Annotated in this window: 16 protein-coding genes, 1 tRNA gene and 2 pseudogenes; 9 read left to right on the forward strand and 10 right to left on the reverse strand. The window is 67.2% G+C overall.

The window, feature by feature from the left end; all coding sequences use genetic code 11:
• Window positions 1–7 precede the first annotated feature (7 nt).
• Together dnaQ and G4G31_RS15250 are read left to right on the forward strand one after the other, a co-directional pair.
• A complete protein-coding gene (gene dnaQ, locus G4G31_RS15245) occupies window positions 8–715 on the forward strand; it encodes a DNA polymerase III subunit epsilon (RefSeq protein ID WP_182988384.1) in 708 nt (235 codons plus the stop codon).
• 39 nt (window positions 716–754) lie between these two features.
• Window positions 755–829: transfer RNA gene (locus G4G31_RS15250), tRNA-Val, on the forward strand.
• A gap of 446 nt (window positions 830–1275) precedes the next feature.
• Here G4G31_RS15250 and G4G31_RS15255 read toward each other — a convergent pair.
• From G4G31_RS15255 to G4G31_RS15270, 4 genes are all read right to left on the reverse strand, one after another.
• Window positions 1276–1851, reverse strand: coding sequence for a TadE/TadG family type IV pilus assembly protein (locus G4G31_RS15255; protein WP_183108389.1), 576 nt, complete (start codon window positions 1849–1851; stop codon window positions 1276–1278).
• Between the two features lie 16 nt (window positions 1852–1867).
• Window positions 1868–2356 (reverse strand): TadE family protein, encoded by a 489-nt coding sequence (locus G4G31_RS15260; RefSeq protein ID WP_182988386.1) that lies wholly within the window; start codon window positions 2354–2356, stop codon window positions 1868–1870.
• Window positions 2353–3759 carry a pilus assembly protein TadE gene (locus tag G4G31_RS15265; RefSeq protein ID WP_182988387.1) on the reverse strand — a complete coding sequence of 469 codons (1407 nt, stop codon included), beginning with the start codon at window positions 3757–3759 and terminating at the stop codon, window positions 2353–2355. Before G4G31_RS15265 ends, G4G31_RS15260 begins: the two co-directional genes overlap by 4 nt.
• Window positions 3760–4138: 379 nt before the next feature.
• Window positions 4139–4453: an EthD family reductase gene (locus tag G4G31_RS15270; RefSeq protein ID WP_182988388.1), complete on the reverse strand. Its 315-nt coding sequence runs from the start codon at window positions 4451–4453 to the stop codon at window positions 4139–4141.
• Between the two features lie 236 nt (window positions 4454–4689).
• On the opposite strand from G4G31_RS15270, the gene wrbA reads away from it, so the two are divergent.
• The gene (gene wrbA, locus G4G31_RS15275) at window positions 4690–5289 is read left to right on the forward strand and encodes an NAD(P)H:quinone oxidoreductase (RefSeq protein ID WP_182988389.1); all 600 of its coding nucleotides are present in this window, start codon (window positions 4690–4692) and stop codon (window positions 5287–5289) included.
• Window positions 5290–5423: 134 nt separating this feature from the next.
• Here wrbA and G4G31_RS15280 read toward each other — a convergent pair whose 3' ends face one another.
• Window positions 5424–5609 carry a hypothetical protein gene (locus G4G31_RS15280; RefSeq protein WP_182988390.1) on the reverse strand — a complete coding sequence of 62 codons (186 nt, stop codon included), beginning with the start codon at window positions 5607–5609 and terminating at the stop codon, window positions 5424–5426.
• A gap of 73 nt (window positions 5610–5682) precedes the next feature.
• Here G4G31_RS15280 and paoA point away from each other — a divergent pair.
• The 4 genes and pseudogenes from paoA (at window position 5683) to G4G31_RS15300 (ending at window position 11179) form a co-directional block, all read left to right on the forward strand.
• Window positions 5683–6344 (forward strand): annotated as a pseudogene (gene paoA, locus G4G31_RS15285) (aldehyde dehydrogenase iron-sulfur subunit PaoA).
• Entirely contained in the window at window positions 6341–7300 is a 960-nt protein-coding gene (locus G4G31_RS15290) for a xanthine dehydrogenase family protein subunit M (RefSeq protein WP_182988391.1), read from the forward strand. The pseudogene paoA and the gene G4G31_RS15290 overlap by 4 nt, the downstream one beginning before the upstream one ends.
• Complete coding sequence (gene paoC, locus G4G31_RS15295) at window positions 7297–9498, forward strand: aldehyde oxidoreductase molybdenum-binding subunit PaoC (protein ID WP_182988392.1); 2202 nt, start codon at window positions 7297–7299, stop codon at window positions 9496–9498. Before G4G31_RS15290 ends, paoC begins: the two co-directional genes overlap by 4 nt.
• A gap of 117 nt (window positions 9499–9615) precedes the next feature.
• Window positions 9616–11179: pseudogene (locus G4G31_RS15300) on the forward strand (TerC family protein).
• Window positions 11180–11253: 74 nt separating this feature from the next.
• Here the strand turns inward: G4G31_RS15300 and G4G31_RS15305 are convergent.
• Window positions 11254–11532 carry a hypothetical protein gene (locus G4G31_RS15305; RefSeq protein WP_182988393.1) on the reverse strand — a complete coding sequence of 93 codons (279 nt, stop codon included), beginning with the start codon at window positions 11530–11532 and terminating at the stop codon, window positions 11254–11256.
• A 344-nt stretch (window positions 11533–11876) separates the two neighbouring features.
• Here G4G31_RS15305 and G4G31_RS15310 point away from each other — a divergent pair, with 344 nt between their 5' ends.
• Complete coding sequence (locus G4G31_RS15310; RefSeq protein WP_182988394.1) at window positions 11877–12035, forward strand: hypothetical protein; 159 nt, start codon at window positions 11877–11879, stop codon at window positions 12033–12035.
• Between the two features lie 24 nt (window positions 12036–12059).
• Here the strand turns inward: G4G31_RS15310 and G4G31_RS15315 are convergent, their stop codons facing one another.
• Genes G4G31_RS15315 through G4G31_RS15325 form a run of 4 tightly spaced genes read right to left on the reverse strand, consistent with a single transcriptional unit; the run spans window position 12060 to window position 13727 of the window.
• Window positions 12060–12476 carry a hypothetical protein gene (locus G4G31_RS15315; protein ID WP_182988395.1) on the reverse strand — a complete coding sequence of 139 codons (417 nt, stop codon included), beginning with the start codon at window positions 12474–12476 and terminating at the stop codon, window positions 12060–12062.
• On the reverse strand, window positions 12383–12994 hold the full coding sequence (locus G4G31_RS27890) for an FAD-dependent monooxygenase (protein WP_275944530.1): 612 nt from the start codon (window positions 12992–12994) through the stop codon (window positions 12383–12385). The genes G4G31_RS15315 and G4G31_RS27890 overlap by 94 nt, the downstream gene beginning before the upstream one ends.
• Window positions 12991–13167: a hypothetical protein gene (locus tag G4G31_RS26320; protein WP_229425017.1), complete on the reverse strand. Its 177-nt coding sequence runs from the start codon at window positions 13165–13167 to the stop codon at window positions 12991–12993. Before G4G31_RS26320 ends, G4G31_RS27890 begins: the two co-directional genes overlap by 4 nt.
• The gene (locus G4G31_RS15325; protein WP_182988396.1) at window positions 13134–13727 is read right to left on the reverse strand and encodes an FAD-dependent monooxygenase; all 594 of its coding nucleotides are present in this window, start codon (window positions 13725–13727) and stop codon (window positions 13134–13136) included. The genes G4G31_RS26320 and G4G31_RS15325 overlap by 34 nt, the downstream gene beginning before the upstream one ends.
• A 188-nt stretch (window positions 13728–13915) precedes the next feature.
• Here G4G31_RS15325 and G4G31_RS15330 point away from each other — a divergent pair, with 188 nt between their 5' ends.
• A complete protein-coding gene (locus G4G31_RS15330) occupies window positions 13916–15043 on the forward strand; it encodes a 6-phosphofructokinase (protein ID WP_182988397.1) in 1128 nt (375 codons plus the stop codon).

Here is a 15043-nt window from a genome sequence, read left to right on the forward strand (position 1 = left end):
AGACCCCATGCGCCAGATTGTCCTCGATACCGAAACCACCGGCCTGAACCCACGAACCGGCGACCGCGTCATCGAAATCGGCTGCGTCGAGCTGGTCAATCGCACGCTGACCGGCAATAATTTTCACCGCTACATCAATCCCGAGCGCGACTCTGACGAGGCCGCGCTCGCGGTCCACGGCCTGACCACAGAATTCCTGAGCGACAAGCCGAAGTTCCACGAAATCGTCGAGGAACTACGCGAGTACATTCAGGGCGCAGAAGTCATCATCCACAACGCGCCCTTCGACCTGGGCTTCCTGAACCACGAGTTCCAGCGCCTCGGCCTGCCGCCTTTTGTCGAGCATTGCAGCGGTGTGATCGACACCCTGGTCAACGCCAAGGAAATGCACCCAGGTAAGCGTAACTCGCTGGACGCGCTGTGCGACCGTTACGGCGTCTCGAACGCCCACCGCAAGCTGCACGGCGCGCTGCTCGACTCCGAGCTGCTGGCGGATGTGTACCTCGCGATGACGCGCGGCCAGAACTCGCTGTCGATGGATGTCGAAGTGGAAGTCAGCGATGGCGGTGTGCTGCTCGATGCCGTGCCGCTGGGTGATATCCTTGTCCTGCCTGCCGGCCCTGATGAACTGGCGGCGCACGACGAGGTGCTGGCTGGGCTCGACAAGGGTGTCAAAGGACAGTGTGTTTGGAGAAATTATTCTCTTCAGGGGTGACGGTAGAGAAATCTTGTGGCATAATACGCCTCGTTGTCAGGGAGGTTAGCTCAGGGGTAGAGCACTGCATTCACACTGCAGGGGTCGCAAGTTCGAAACTTGCACTTCCCACCAGAATTGAGTTTTTCTACACAAGCGCATGCGCGCACCAGATCACCGCGGCAAAAAGCTCGCAGGGATGGGGAAAGAAAAGCGAACACAAGAGGCCAGCTGGCAAAGCTGGCCTTTTTTGTTTTCGTCGCCATAAAAAATGGAACCGGTCGCTCGAGCCCCATGTCCACGCTTGCGAATCGTCAATGGCCCGCCGCGTCACGACCAGCTCCGCCACTACTGTTCGCAGCAAGGCTCTGGCGTCACATAAACCTCATCCAGACGTGGTCGAGAGACCTTCCAGAGCCCGGAGACACCGCCACAGAGGAGGGCAGCTGCGGCGAGATGCCCGACGGCAGGGACGAGGGCACTGGCCATTGCCGAGCAGACGCGGGGGGAATCGCGATTGTCCGACAGGGCGAGATGCCCTGTCGTTGACGATTAGCCGGCCAAATCTTTCAGGACACCGGTTACGGCGCTTCTCCAGGCATATATCCGAGCGACTCTGCGGTCGTCGTGGTTCTTGCGCGCGGCAGGGGCAGCTTGACGCTGATCAGTGGGAACATCATCTGGTACTCAACCGGTTCGCACGCGATCGCGGTTCCCGGATTGCAAACCTGTGCCCGGACCAGTCTGATACACGTCGACGCATTCGGGTTTGCATCGCAGGTATGGCGGTTTGCCGCGGGATCCGCCGGCAGGAGGCCGGGTTCGATTCTCGTCTCCGTCAGGCTTCCGTCGGCATTGCGTACGAGCGCGAGGTAATCGATCCGTACATGCAGGTCGGTAATCGGCGCACCCAGCGGCAGCTCGCCAGGCGCATTACGAAGTACCGAAAAGTAGCGTAGGCGATCGAGCTCTGCCGGGTCGCGGAAGTTTGTCGATGCTGCCGCGGTCGCCGCCCGCCGTGTTACCTCCTGGAGCGTGTTGTAGAGATACATGATGCGGGCGAGCTCGATAATGCCGAACACGAAGGCAAGGAACACGATGACGAGAAGCGCGAATTCAACGGCGGCGACACCGCGCTGGCGCTTCGGCGACGGCATTGTGCCGAAAGAGCGCTTAGTTACTGACATAGGGCACCGTGGCGACTGCAGAAACAGACCAGCCATATCGGCCGGTGTCGACAAATCCGAACAGCTGGTCTTTCAGGCGGAATTGAATGCCGACATCGACGGACTCGGGCAGCGGACCGTCTTCGACGCCGGTGCAGAGGTTGATCATGCCGGTCCCTGAGGTACCACAATGCAAAATCACCGTGATGCTGCCTTGATCGGGAATGAGTTCGACGAGCTCCCCCCTGATGATTTCCCGGGCGGTGTTTGCGGCCGCTAGCGCCAGGGCTGGGTCACGCATTTCCTGTTCGGACACGGTCGACAGGTAGCGTGCGCCGTCCTGTGCGGCTTTCTGGACCACCGTGTAGTGCCAAAAAAAGATGGCAAAGAATAGCGGGGCCGTAAAAAAGACGACCAGGATCGGCAGCACAAGGGCAAGCTCGACCGCAGCGGCACCATGTTGCCGGTGCGATGGCTTGTTGAGGTATCCGCTCATAGGAAGAGCTCCACTTTGCCGACCAGTGCCGACTCGGGAACCACGCCCGCGAATTCCGCACTGATCTTCGTATTGGTGGCCGGTACGGTCATGAAGAAACGCCCTATGCCCAGGACCGTGGCGGTCACATCGGTTCCCGCCGGAACAGGACAGGCGAGCAAGGGGATGTTCAGGACGCGGCGTCCCGTTTGCGATATCGCCAGGTGGGCGGAAGACGGAGCGCTGTAGTTGCTGCCGCCCGTTGCCTGGTAAGGGGTCGCCGATCCGCCCGGATAGCTGGAAACACCCGGCTTTGGCTTGTACAAGCTTGCCCAGTCGCCGGTGCCGAATGTGGCGTAGCCCTCCTTCGGTTCCCTGGCGCCGGGCGCGTAAGCGTCATACCTCGCGGCCTTGGCGTACGACCACAACACGCCGTAATTGTCGGCGGTCGTGCCGCTAGGCGCCGTGAGCGGATCGGCCACCGTTTCCGCGCGCCCTGCGTCGGTATAGGGCTTGGCCGTCTGTTCGCCGGTATGGCCCATCCAGGCAACGGTGGCCCGGGCGAAGGACTTGACGTTGTAGTCAGGGGGTGCCCCGTTTGCGTTGCAGTTGCCTGTTGTGTAGTCATCGAAACGCGAGTTCAGATGATTGAAGAGGGACGCAAGCGGGAATGGCCGGGAAACATGGATCGGCGCGCCCATGACGCCCGGCGCCCAGATTTTTCCTGCGCACACTGAAGGGCCCACTTTCGAGACGGTCGTGTTCGCGCTCGAGTAGGGCTTTCCAGGCAAGGTGAAGGGGTCGACAACAAAGGTTTCGCCAGCTGTGCCGTTCGGGTTCAGTGCCATCAGGTCATAGCTGACACCGCGGCGGAATCCGAATTCGACCAGTTCGGCTACCGCGGGGGGACCTGGATTCGTCCGCAGCGCGCCGGCCGCCGGCGACATCGCGCAAATGGCCAGCGGCGTAAGCTTCAGATTTGCGCGTCCTGCTATTGCACGGTCGGCGATGGTGAAGGACGCAAGCGCAGGGGAAATCACCCCGGCCATGAAGGTGGTACCGCTCCCTGAGCCGTCCTCGAGGCGGGTCGTGTCGACTTCGACGTAGTAAACACCTGCGGGCTGGGCTTTTGCGCCTTCGGCGCTGGTCCAGTCGCTGGCGAGAGCCGGCGATTTGCTGAACCGAATCGCCGAGTTCGACCATGTGTACGAACGGCCGTAGGTGTGACGATAGGTATTTGCGATTGCGGCAGCCTTCGCCATCGCATTGGTCACCCCCGCAGCGGTCCCATCAAGTTGGCCAGCGGCCGCCAGCGCCACCGCTTTCGCCATGCCATGCAGTTCGGCCTTTCGGTTATACATTTGCCCAAGGTCGATGGCGACAGCGCACATACCGAGCATCACGACCAGGGCACCGCCACACATGATGGCGAAGGCGCCATCCTGCCGGCGTGGGGGCAGCCGAAGTGAACCCGGGTGCCACCGCCCGGCGCTGTCGATATGACTAGGTCTTGCCCTTGCCTGCCCACGCGTGAACATATGCCTGCCTCTCGGTCGCACAACTGGAGCGTCGTCTTGACCGATTTTAGGGGCATCAACTGCTGTGGGATTGATCATGAGCAACGACATCGCGTAAGGCGGGCGTTGGCCGATTCAAATTGGCGGGAATTGCTACCGCCAGGATGAACGAGCAACCGCAGCCTCGCCGGAGCGGTGGCCGCCACCGCAATGGTGTCGTCATTGACGCCGTGTTGTTGCATACTGAAATGCATACGACACGGCGCCGAGCCGATGCCTCCAGTGCTTACCCGACCATCACCTCGCTGATCTGCATGACCGGCGTCTGGTTCGTGTAGTTGGGGATGTCGGCCATGATGGCCTTCGAGTGCGGACCAAAGCCAGCCTGGAACGCATCGAGCGAATCGCAGTACAGGTGGCCCATGGCTATGTAGGGCGTGTTCGCGCCCGGCGCGCCGCCCGGGAGCGCCCTGTCAACCGTGTAGAACTTGCAAGAGTCGCCCATCAATTCCTTCACCATCGGCATGTGCCGGTCCCGGTAATAGGTGTCGTCGAAGCGGGCGTCCGGGCCGTTCGGGTACATCACGCTTACTTTGATCATCGATTGTCTCCCTGTCCTGGTTGGCGCGAGAATGCAGCCTCATCCTGCGCCGGGGGACGGCGCTTTGCAAGTCGGCGTGGGTAAGTCGAAGATGCCTGCGCATGCGCCGGCTGAGCCGTGGCGCGAGCCGCGCGAGCACCGATGGGCGATCGGCGTAGCATGGGCGCGACCCGCCGCGCAGCAGGCGCGGCGGCGCATCCCCTACCGCTTCCACCCCATTGTCAAAGGAGAATCGCATGGCGAAAGTACTGGTTCTGTATTACTCCACCTACGGTCACATCGAACAGATGGCGAACGCCATTGCAGAAGGCGCCCGGAGCGGCGGTGCCGAGGTGGTGATCAAGCGCGTGCCGGAGACGGTGCCCGAGGAGGTGGCACGCAACGCCCACTTCAAGCTGGACCAGGGGGCGCCCATCGCCACCGTCGACGAACTGCCCGGCTACGACGCCATCGTCATCGGTGCGCCCACCCGCTACGGCCGCATGCCTTCGCAGATGGCGGCCTTTCTCGACCAGACGGGCGGCCTCTGGGCGCGCGGCGCCCTGCACGGCAAGGTCGGCGCGGCGTTCACCTCGACGGCGACCCAGCATGGCGGCCAGGAGACGACGCTGTTCTCGATCATCACCAACCTGTTGCACTTCGGCATGGTCGTGGTCGGCCTGCCGTACAGCTTCGCGGGGCAGATGACGCTCGATGAGATCACCGGCGCCAGCCCCTACGGCGCCAGCACCATCGCCGGTGGCCAGGGGCAACGCCAGCCCAGCCAGAACGAACTGGAGGGCGCGCGCCACCAGGGCGAGCTGGTGGCAAGGACAGCGGCCAAGCTGTTCGGCTGAGTTGTCCGGGTCCCAGGCCCCGAACCCCGACCCGTCCACCATGGGAGCCGTCAGGAGCTTGACGGGATTGAGGATGGTCCAGTAACTGCTGCCGACGCCGCGGGTCGAAGGCTTGTCGGTGACGTGGAAGCCCGTCATTCCAGATGCTGCACCCACGCGTCCATACGGTAGCAGTACCCGGCAATACCGGCCACGCGCTTGCGGAACTGTTGCGGGAGTGTCGCGGCAACCATGGCGGGCGTCTTCGCATCCGGCGAACGGCTTCCCGGCAGGCAGCGCCGGTCAACCGTGCCACCCTCGGCCGGGAATATCTCTATCATCGAGCGGACCCCGGCCCGGCCGGACTCTTCCCTGGGCCGCCGATGCGGCCGGTTTTGCAGAAGGCTTGACGATATGGACGACCTGAGCGACCTGAAACTATCGCGGCGCGACCTGTTGAAGAGCGGTGCCGCCGCCGCGACCAGCGTCGCGCTCCCGGCACGGCCGCCGGGACTGCGGCCGACGCCGCGGACGCAGTCCCGGCGGCCAGCACGCCGCCGCCCCAGCATGCCAGGTGCACGCTGCGGGTCAACGGCCGCACCCACGCGCTGACCCTCGACACCCGCACCACGCTGCTCGACGCACTGCGCGAACACCTGCAGATGACCGGCACCAAGAAGGGCTGCGACCAGGGGCAGTGCGGGGCCTGCACCGTGATCGTGGCGGGGCGGCGCATCAATTCCTGCCTGAGCCTGGCGGTCATGCACGACGGGGACGAGATCACCACCATCGAAGGCCTCGGCAGGCCGGGCAAGCTGCACCCGATGCAGGCCGCTTTCGTCAAGCACGACGGCTACCAGTGCGGCTACTGCACCCCGGGCCAGGTCTGCTCGGCCGTGTCGGTGCTCGAGGAAATACGCCAGGGCATCCCCAGCCACGTCAGCGCCGACCTGAACGTGCGCCCGCTGCTCAGTGCCGAGGAGATCCGCGAACGCATGAGCGGCAACCTCTGCCGCTGCGGCGCCTACTCGAACATCCTCGACGCCATCGTCGAGGTCGCCGGAGGCAAGGCATGAAGGCATTCACCTACCAGCGCGCCCGTACGCCCGCCGAAGCGGCCGCAGCGGCAGTCAGCCACCCGGGCGCACGCTTCGTTGCCGGCGGCACCAACCTGCTCGACCTGATGAAGCTGGAGATCGAAACGCCGCCGCACCTGATCGACATCAACCACCTTGGCCTGGACCGCATCGAGGCCGCGCCAGGCGGCGGCCTGCGCATCGGCGCCCTCGTGCGCAATGTCGACCTCGCGGCGAACATGGCAGTGCGGCGCGACTATCCGGTGCTGGCCGGGGCATTGCTCGCGGGCGCCTCGGCCCAACTGCGCAACAAGGCCACCACCGCCGGCAACCTGCTGCAGCGCACCCGCTGCCCCTATTTCTATGACCCCGACCAGCCCTGCAACAAGCGGGTGCCAGGCAGCGGCTGTTCGGCCATCGGCGGCTACAACCGCAACCACGCCATCGTCGGCACAAGCGAGGCCTGCATCGCCACCCACCCGAGCGACATGGCCGTGGCGATGCAATTGCTCGACGCCGGCGTTGAAACCGTGCGCGCAGACGGTGCCACCCGCGTCATCCCGATCGCCGACTTCTACCGCCTGCCGGGCAAGACGCCCCACATCGAGCATGCGCTGCACAGCGGTGAACTGATCACGGCGGTAACGCTGCCGCCGCCGCTGGGCGGCTACCAGACCTACCGCAAGGTGCGCGACCGCGCCTCCTATGCGTTCGCCCCGGTGTCCGTGGCGGCGGTGGTGCAGCGCGACGGCAGCGGCCGCGTGGCCCTCGGCGGGGTCGCCCACAAGCCCCGGCGCACGGCTGCGGCCGACGCCGCCTTGCCGCGCGGCGCACGCGCTGCAGTCGACAGCCTGCTGGCGGGCGCCACGCCGACGCAGCAGAACGCTTTCAAGATTCCGCTGGTCCAGCGTACGTTGGAAGCGGTACTGGCCGACGCCAGGAAAGGCCAGGCATGAAATTCACTACACCCGCCACCACCAACCCGATCGACCGGGGCAAAATCGTCGGACGGCCGCACGACCGCATCGACGGCCCGTTCAAGACGACCGGCACCGCCACCTATGCCTACGAGCAGCACGCGGCCGCGCCGAACGCGGCCTACGGCTATGTCGTCGGAGCGGCAATTGCCAAGGGACGCATCGCCGCCATCGACCTGGCCGCTGCCAAGCGCGCGCCCGGCGTGATCGCCATCGTCACCGCCGATAACGCCGGCAAGCTCACCAAGGGCAAGTTCAACACGGCACGCCTGCTGGCCGGCCCCGAGGTGCAGCACTACCACCAGGCCGTGGCAGTGGTCGTGGCCGAGACCTTCGAGCAGGCGCGCGCCGCGGCGCGCCTGGTGCGCGTCGACTATGTCAAGGCGCAGGGCCAGTACGACCTGATGCAGGCCAAGAACACGGCCCAGGTGCCGAAGAAGGAAGAAAAGCCGGAAACGCGCGCGGGCGACTTCGACAAGGCTTTCGCCGGGGCGCCGGTCAAGCTGGACGCCACCTACACCACGCCCGACCAGTCGCACGCGATGATGGAACCGCATGCCTCGGTGGCGGCCTGGGAAGGCGGCAAGCTGACGCTCTGGACCTCGAACCAGATGATCAACTGGGGCCGCGAGGACATGGCGCGCACCCTCGGCATCCCGAAGGAAAACGTGCGCCTGGTGTCGCCCTACATCGGCGGCGGCTTCGGCGGCAAGCTGTTCCTGCGTTCGGAGGCATTGCTGGCGGCGCTGGGCGCACGCGCGGCCGGACGTCCTGTGAAGGTGGCGCTGCAGCGGGCCCTGATGTTCAACAACACCACGCACCGCCCGGCCACGATCCAGCACATCCGCATCGGCGCCACGCGCGAAGGGCGCATCACGGCCATTTCCCACGTCAGCACATCCGGCGACCTGCCGGGCGGCCAGCCGGAGACGGCGGTACAGCAGACCCGTCTGCTGTACGCGGGAGCGAACCGCTTCACCCAGCTGCGCCTGGCCACCCTCGACCTGCCCGAGGCGAACGCGATGCGCGCGCCCGGCGAGGCGCCCGGCATGATGGCGCTCGAGATCGCGATCGACGAGCTGGCGGAAAAGCTGAAGATGGACCCGGTCACCTTCCGCATCGTCAACGACACGACAGTCGACCCGGAGAACCGCACGCGGCCGTTCTCGCAGCGGCGCTTCGTGGAATGCATGCGCCAGGGCGCCGAGCGCTTCGGCTGGAAGGGTCGCAAGGCCCAGCCGGGAAGCGTGCGCGAGGGGCGCTGGCTGGTCGGCATGGGTGTGGCCTCGGCCTTCCGCAACAACATGCTGATGAAGTCGGCGGCGCGCGCGCGCCTGGAAACCGATGGCACGGTGACGATCGAAACGGACATGACCGACATCGGCACCGGCAGCTATACCATCATCGCCCAGACCGCGGCTGAGATGATGGGCTTGCCGATCGAACGGATCGCCGTGCGCCTGGGCGACTCCCGCTTCCCCGCCTCGAGCGGATCCGGTGGGCAGTGGGGCGGCAACAGTTCCACGGCCGGCGTGTATGCCGCCTGCGTCAAGCTGCGCGAGAGCGTCGCGACCAGGCTCGGGCTGGACGCGGCCAGCGCCGAGTTCAGCGACGGCCAGGTGCGTGCAGGCGGACGGGCGCTGCCGCTGGTCCAGGCCGCGGCGGGCGGCGCGATCGAGGTCGAGGACATCATGGAATACGGCGACCTGGAAAAGAAATACCAGCAGTCGACCTTCGGCGCGCATTTCGTGGAAGTGGGCGTCGACGCCGCCACCGGCGAGACCCGCGTGCGGCGCATGCTGGCCGTGTGCGCGGCAGGGCGCATCCTCAACCCGAAAACGGCGCGCAGCCAGGTGATCGGGGCGATGACGATGGGGGTGGGCGCGGCGCTGATGGAAGACCTGGTGGTCGACAAGCGGCGCGGTTTCTTCGTGAACCACGACCTGGCCGGCTACGAGGTGCCGACCCATGCCGACATCCCGCACCAGGAAGTGGTGTTCCTCGACGAACTCGACCCGATGTCGTCGCCGATGAAGGCCAAGGGTGTGGGCGAGCTGGGCATTTGCGGGGTGGCGGCCGCGGTGGCCAATGCCATCTACAACGCGACGGGCGTGCGCGTGCGCGACTATCCGGTCACGCTCGACAAGCTGTTGCCGGGCATGCCGCCCCTCGTTTGACCCGGACAGGCGTGCCGGGAGCCCGGCGCGCCACCGCGCCGGCTGGCACCCGTGCGCCGCGCAAGTGCGCGCGGCCTTATCTTGTCGATAACAATTAGCTCTACTCGAGGCACGACAATGGAATGGTTATCCGATCCGGGCATCTGGATAGGCTTCTTCACGCTGGTCGTGCTGGAGATCGTTCTCGGCATCGATAACCTGATCTTCATCGCCATCCTGGCCGAAAAGCTGCCGCCCGAGCAGCGCGACCGCGCGCGCCTGCTCGGCCTGTCGCTGGCGATGCTGATGCGCATCGGCCTCTTGACGATGATCGCCTGGATCGTCTCCCTGACCGAGCCCCTGTTTTCGATCGGCAGCCTGTCCCTGTCCGGGCGCGACCTGATCCTGCTGCTGGGCGGCCTGTTCCTGCTCTTCAAGGCGACGATGGAACTGCACGAGCGGGTCGAAGGCGCCACCCACACGGGGGGCGGGCAGGTGGCCTACGCGGGTTTCGGCGTCGTCGTGGCCCAGATCATCGCGCTTGACGCCGTGTTTTCGCTCGATTCCGTCATCACGGCGGTCGGCATGGTCGACGAACTGGGCGTCATGATGGCGGCCGTGGTCGTCTCGATGGGCGTGATGCTGTTCGCTTCGAAGTCGCTCACCCGCTTCGTGAACGCCCACCCGACCGTGGTGGTGCTGTGCCTGGGCTTCCTCCTGATGATCGGCCTGTCGCTGATTGCCGAGGCCTTCGGCTTTCATATTCCGAAGAGCTACCTGTACGCGGCGATCGGCTTCTCGGTGATCATCGAAGCCCTGAACCAGCTGGCCAGGCGCAACCTGGCGCGCGAGGAGGCGCTGGTGCCCCTGCGCGAACGCACTGCCGACGCGGTGCTGCGCATGCTCGGCGCCAAAGGGAGCGAGCGAGGGGCGCGGTGCTTGCGCCCAGTTCGTCGCGCCAGCCTCCCGAGCCGGCCTTCGATCCGGCCGAGCGCAATATGGTCAGCGGCGTACTGAGCCTGTCGCAGCGCTCGATCCGCTCGATCATGACCAACCGCTCGGACATTTCATGGATCGACATCGACGCCGACGCCGACACCATCCGCGGCCAGATCATGGAAACCCCGCACAGCTTCTTCCCCGTGTGCAAAGGGCAGCTTGACGAAATCCTCGGCGTGGTGCGGGCGCGCGACCTGATGGCCGACCTGGCCCTGGGCGGGCGCATCGACCCGGCCCACCTGCGCAGTCCCATCATCCTGCCCGAGTCGGGCGACGTATTGAAGGTCATGGAAACGCTGAAGCGCTCGCATGGCCAGCTGGTGATGATCGCCGACGAATACGGCACCCTGCAGGGCCTGGTCACGCCGATCGACATCCTGGAAGCCATTGCCGGCGACTTCCCCGACGAGGACGAGCAGCCGGCCGTGGTGCAGGAAGGCCCGGGCCGCTGGCGCATCGACGGCGGCGCCGACCTGCATTACCTCGAGCAGGTGCTGGAAACGGATGCCCGGTGAGCGAAAGCGACGACTACACCTCGCTGGCCGGCTTCATGCTCGAGCGCTTCGGCACGCTGCCGGCCGCCGGGCAGGCTGTCGAGCTCGACGGCCTGCGCTTCGAGGTGCTGCGGGTGGCGGACCGGCGCATCGCCGAGGTGCTGGTGACGCGCGCCGCATCCGGCAGCGCGCGCGCCCGCAGCGCCTGAATGTCGCCCGCGGCAAATGCGCCAGGCCGCGACCCTGCGCCAGCGTGCCGCCCGGTGCCGCTGGCGGCCGCTTCTCAGACCGGGATCGACGAATTGCCGCCCGCGGAGGAACCGTAGTTCTGCAGCTCGCCGAAGGGCAGGCGGCGGTCGTTCAGGGCCGCGAGGATGGCCTGCAACTGCGCTTCGTCCGGATGGATGTAGACCATGACCTGTTCCACCTGGTTCTCGAAGTAGGGGGTGTAGGGCACGTCGGTCTCGGGCATGACCTTGGCCGCGAAGCTGCCGTCCTGCAGTTCGCCGAAGAGGGTGACGATGGTGGCTGGTGGTGCGCTGTTCTTGACTGTCAGTTCCATGATGCTCCGATGGTGAGATGGATGAGCGCGCGCCCGGTGCGCGCGGTTCGGGAACATGATCGCGCGAAATCGGCTGAGGCGGCGCAGCCTTGCGGTGCGCGAGTGCGCGAGTACGCGGCAAGGACTGCGCGATCCGTGCGGGGCGCCTCGCGCGCCCGCCGGCATGCTTGCGCACTAGCGCGCGCCGCCCTCCGGCACTGCAATGTTAGCTTGATCGCCACGCGAGCCCGTCGTTGGGCTCCGGCGCGCCGCGCTCCAAGGCCGCGCTGTTCGAGCAGGGCTCACGCCCCGCATGCCCGTCCACGCGGGCCGGGGCTGCACATTCCACCACACAGGAGGTCATCATGCCGCAGGGAGACAAGTCGTCGTATACCGACAAGCAGAAGCGCCAGGCCAAGCATATCGAGCAAAGCTACGAGAAGCGCGGCACGCCGCCGGCGGAAGCGAAACGGCGCGCCTGGGCCACCGAGAACAAGGTGTCCGGCGGGGGCAAGAAGCATTGAACGGCCCGCTAGCGGCGCGCCGTCTCAAGGCTGGAGCGTCAGCCCGTTGAGCCGCAGGTAGTCGTCGAGCAGGGCCGCGCTCGGCGTGCCTGCCGCCAGGCCGACATAGGTGTCCGGTCGCAGCAGGTAGAGGGCGTCGCGCGCCAGGCCGGCACCCAGGCAGGCTTCGCTCCAGTCGAAGCGGCGCAGCGGCACGCCGTGCAGCGCGCACCAGGTGGCCAGTTCCGCGCCGGGCGTGCCATACACGTGCGCCTGCCAGCCCGGCCTGGGCAGCGGTGCGTAGTTGTCCGCGCCCCGTCCGTTGCCCGTGTCCGCCGTGGCCGCTGACCCGCTGGCAATCACGCTGGCTACCGCATCGTCGGCGGCGCGGACCGCCGCCTCCTCGTGTCGCTCGCTGCGCTTGCCGGCGCGCCGCCCGGGAACCTCGACACCGCTACCCATGGCCACCCGGGGTAGCCGGTCTCCCCATGCACCTTGCCCGCGCTGCCCATGTTGAGGGGTGCATGGCGGTAGCGCAGCGCCGTCTGCGACACGACGCGGAAAAATCCCCGGCGCGCACGCGGAAAGCGTGCCAGCAGCGGCAGCACGCGCGGCACCAGGCCGGTGCGCACGACCTCGGCCAAGGGGCCATCGGCCGTGATCACGCTGAAGGCGCGGTCGGTGGTATCGACCAGGCGCCGGGCGAAGGGCAGGCGCTCGGCCTCGTAGCTGTCGAGCAAGGCCTCGCCCGCCTGCCGCCGCAGCACGGCCGCCAGCTTCCAGGCCAGGTTGAAGGCGTCGCCGATGCCGGTGTTCATGCCCTGGCCGCCGGCCGGGCTGTGGATATGCCCGGCGTCGCCGACGAGGAAGGCGCGCCCGCGGCGGAAACGGCTGGCTACCCGGTGGTGCACGTGGTAGGTCGAGAACCAGTTGAGGCGGCGCACGTTGATCAGGAGGTTGTCGATGGCGCGCTGGCTCACGTCCGCGACCAACCCAGCGTGTCGGCGCGCCCGGCCCGTTCGTCGCGCACGGTGCCCACCAGGCGCGCGGCGCCGCTCGGCCCCAGCGCGAACACGGCCAGGATGTCGGACTCGTCGAGGTCGATGTGCAGCTCGCCGTTCAGGGCCGGGCTGTCGCCCTCGATGTCGGCCACGTAGAACACCGGCGATAGGTCCCGCCCGGAAAGCCGGCGTCGATCAGGTGGCGCACCACGGAGCGCGCGCCGTCGCAGCCGACCAGCCAGAGCGCGCCGCAGGTTTCGGTTTCGCCCGATGCCCGGCGCAGGCGGGCCAGCACCTCGCCGCCGTGCTCCTCGAAGCCGAGCAGGGTGCAGTTGCGTTCTACCTCGATGCCGGCTTCGCGCAGGCGCTCGACCAGCATCGCTTCATGGCGGTCCTGGGGGTAGACGTGGACGAAGGGGTGGGGCGTGAGGCCGCCTCCGAGCGCGCCAAGTTCCACGCGGGCCCGGTGTTCGCCCTCGGCCCAGAGATTCAGGGCCAGGATGGGATGGCCGGCGTCCAGCACCTGCCGGTCCAGCCCAAGGGTGCGGTAGAGTTCGAGCGTGCGGGCCTGCACCACCAGCGCGCGCGAGGTGGTACCGGGCCCGCTTGCCGCGTCGACGATGCGCACGGCCACGCCCAGCCGGTGCAGGCACAGGGCCAGCACCAGGCCACTGGGGCCAGCGCCGACGATCAGTACCTCGGTTTGCGCCATCGGTCACTCCGGCTCGTCATGCGTCAGCCCCCATCCTACGCCAGTCTGGCGCCCGACCGCCAGCGGTCAATCGTGTCGCCGCCAGCGGCGCGCCCAGGCCGCGAAGCTGTGGCGGCGCCGACATTCGTGCGCCGTGCACGCCCCCCGCGCTTGCATCATGAGAGAACAGGCGAACAGGGAGGACGGCCATGGAGACTAGCGGCACGGACGCGCCAATCCGGCGCATCGGCATCCTGACCGGCGGGGGCGACGCGCCCGGCCTGAACGCGGTCATCCGCTCCTGCGTCCTCGCGGCGAATGGCCTCGGCTGGGAGTGCCACGGTATCCGCGACGGTTTCGATGGCCTGCTTGCGCCTGAACGCTGCGCCGGCGAGCCGGTCTGGCGCCTGGAGAGCGAGGACGTTCAGTCCATCGGCCACCTGGGCGGCACCATTCTCGGCAGCACCAACCGCGGCAATCCGCTGCATTACCCGGTGCGCCTGGCCGATGGCAGCATCGGCGAACGCGACCGGATCGGCGAGGTGGTCAGCCTGTGCCGGGAGCGCGGGTTCGACGCCCTCGTCATCGTCGGCGGCGACGGCTCGATGGGCATTGCCCAGGCCCTGCATCTGGCGGGGCTGCGCGTGGTCGGGGTGCCGAAGACCATCGACAACGACCTGGCGCATACCTTTTCCACCTTCGGTTTCGATAGCGCCGTCGGCTTTGCGACCGAGTGCATCGACCGCCTGCACACGACGGCGCACAGCCAGCACCGGGTGATGGTGGTCGAGGTGATGGGGCGCTACGCCGGCTGGATCGCGCTCCATGCCGGTATCGCGGGCGGCGCCCACGCGATCCTGCTGCCGGAAATCCCATACCGGCTGGAAGCGGTGGCGGCAGCGATCGCCCGGCGCGACGCCGCCGGCCACCACCATTCGGTGCTGGTCGCGACCGAAGGCGCGGCGCCGCTGGCGGGCAGCTTGGCGTTGCGCGCAGGGGCCGAGCCGGGCCGCGCCGAACGCCTGGGCGGCATCGGCGCGCGCCTGGAGCACGAACTGGCGGCGCTCACGGGCAAGGAATGCCGCGCGGTGGTCCTGGGCCACCTGCTGCGCGGCGGCAGCCCGTCGGCCTTCGACCGTGTCTGCGCCTCGCGCTTCGGCGCGGCCGCGGTGCGCGCCCTGGCCGGCGGACGCGCCGGCGTGATGGTTGCGCTCGGCTGGCAGGCGATCGAACTCGTGCCGCTGGACCAGATCGCCGGTCGCACCAGGAGCGTGCCCGTCGATGGCGACACGGTGGCGACGGCGCGCGAACTGGGCATCTGCCTCGGCGACAGCTGA

The organism is Massilia sp. Se16.2.3 (assembly GCF_014171595.1).
Classification (GTDB): domain Bacteria; phylum Pseudomonadota; class Gammaproteobacteria; order Burkholderiales; family Burkholderiaceae_D; genus Telluria.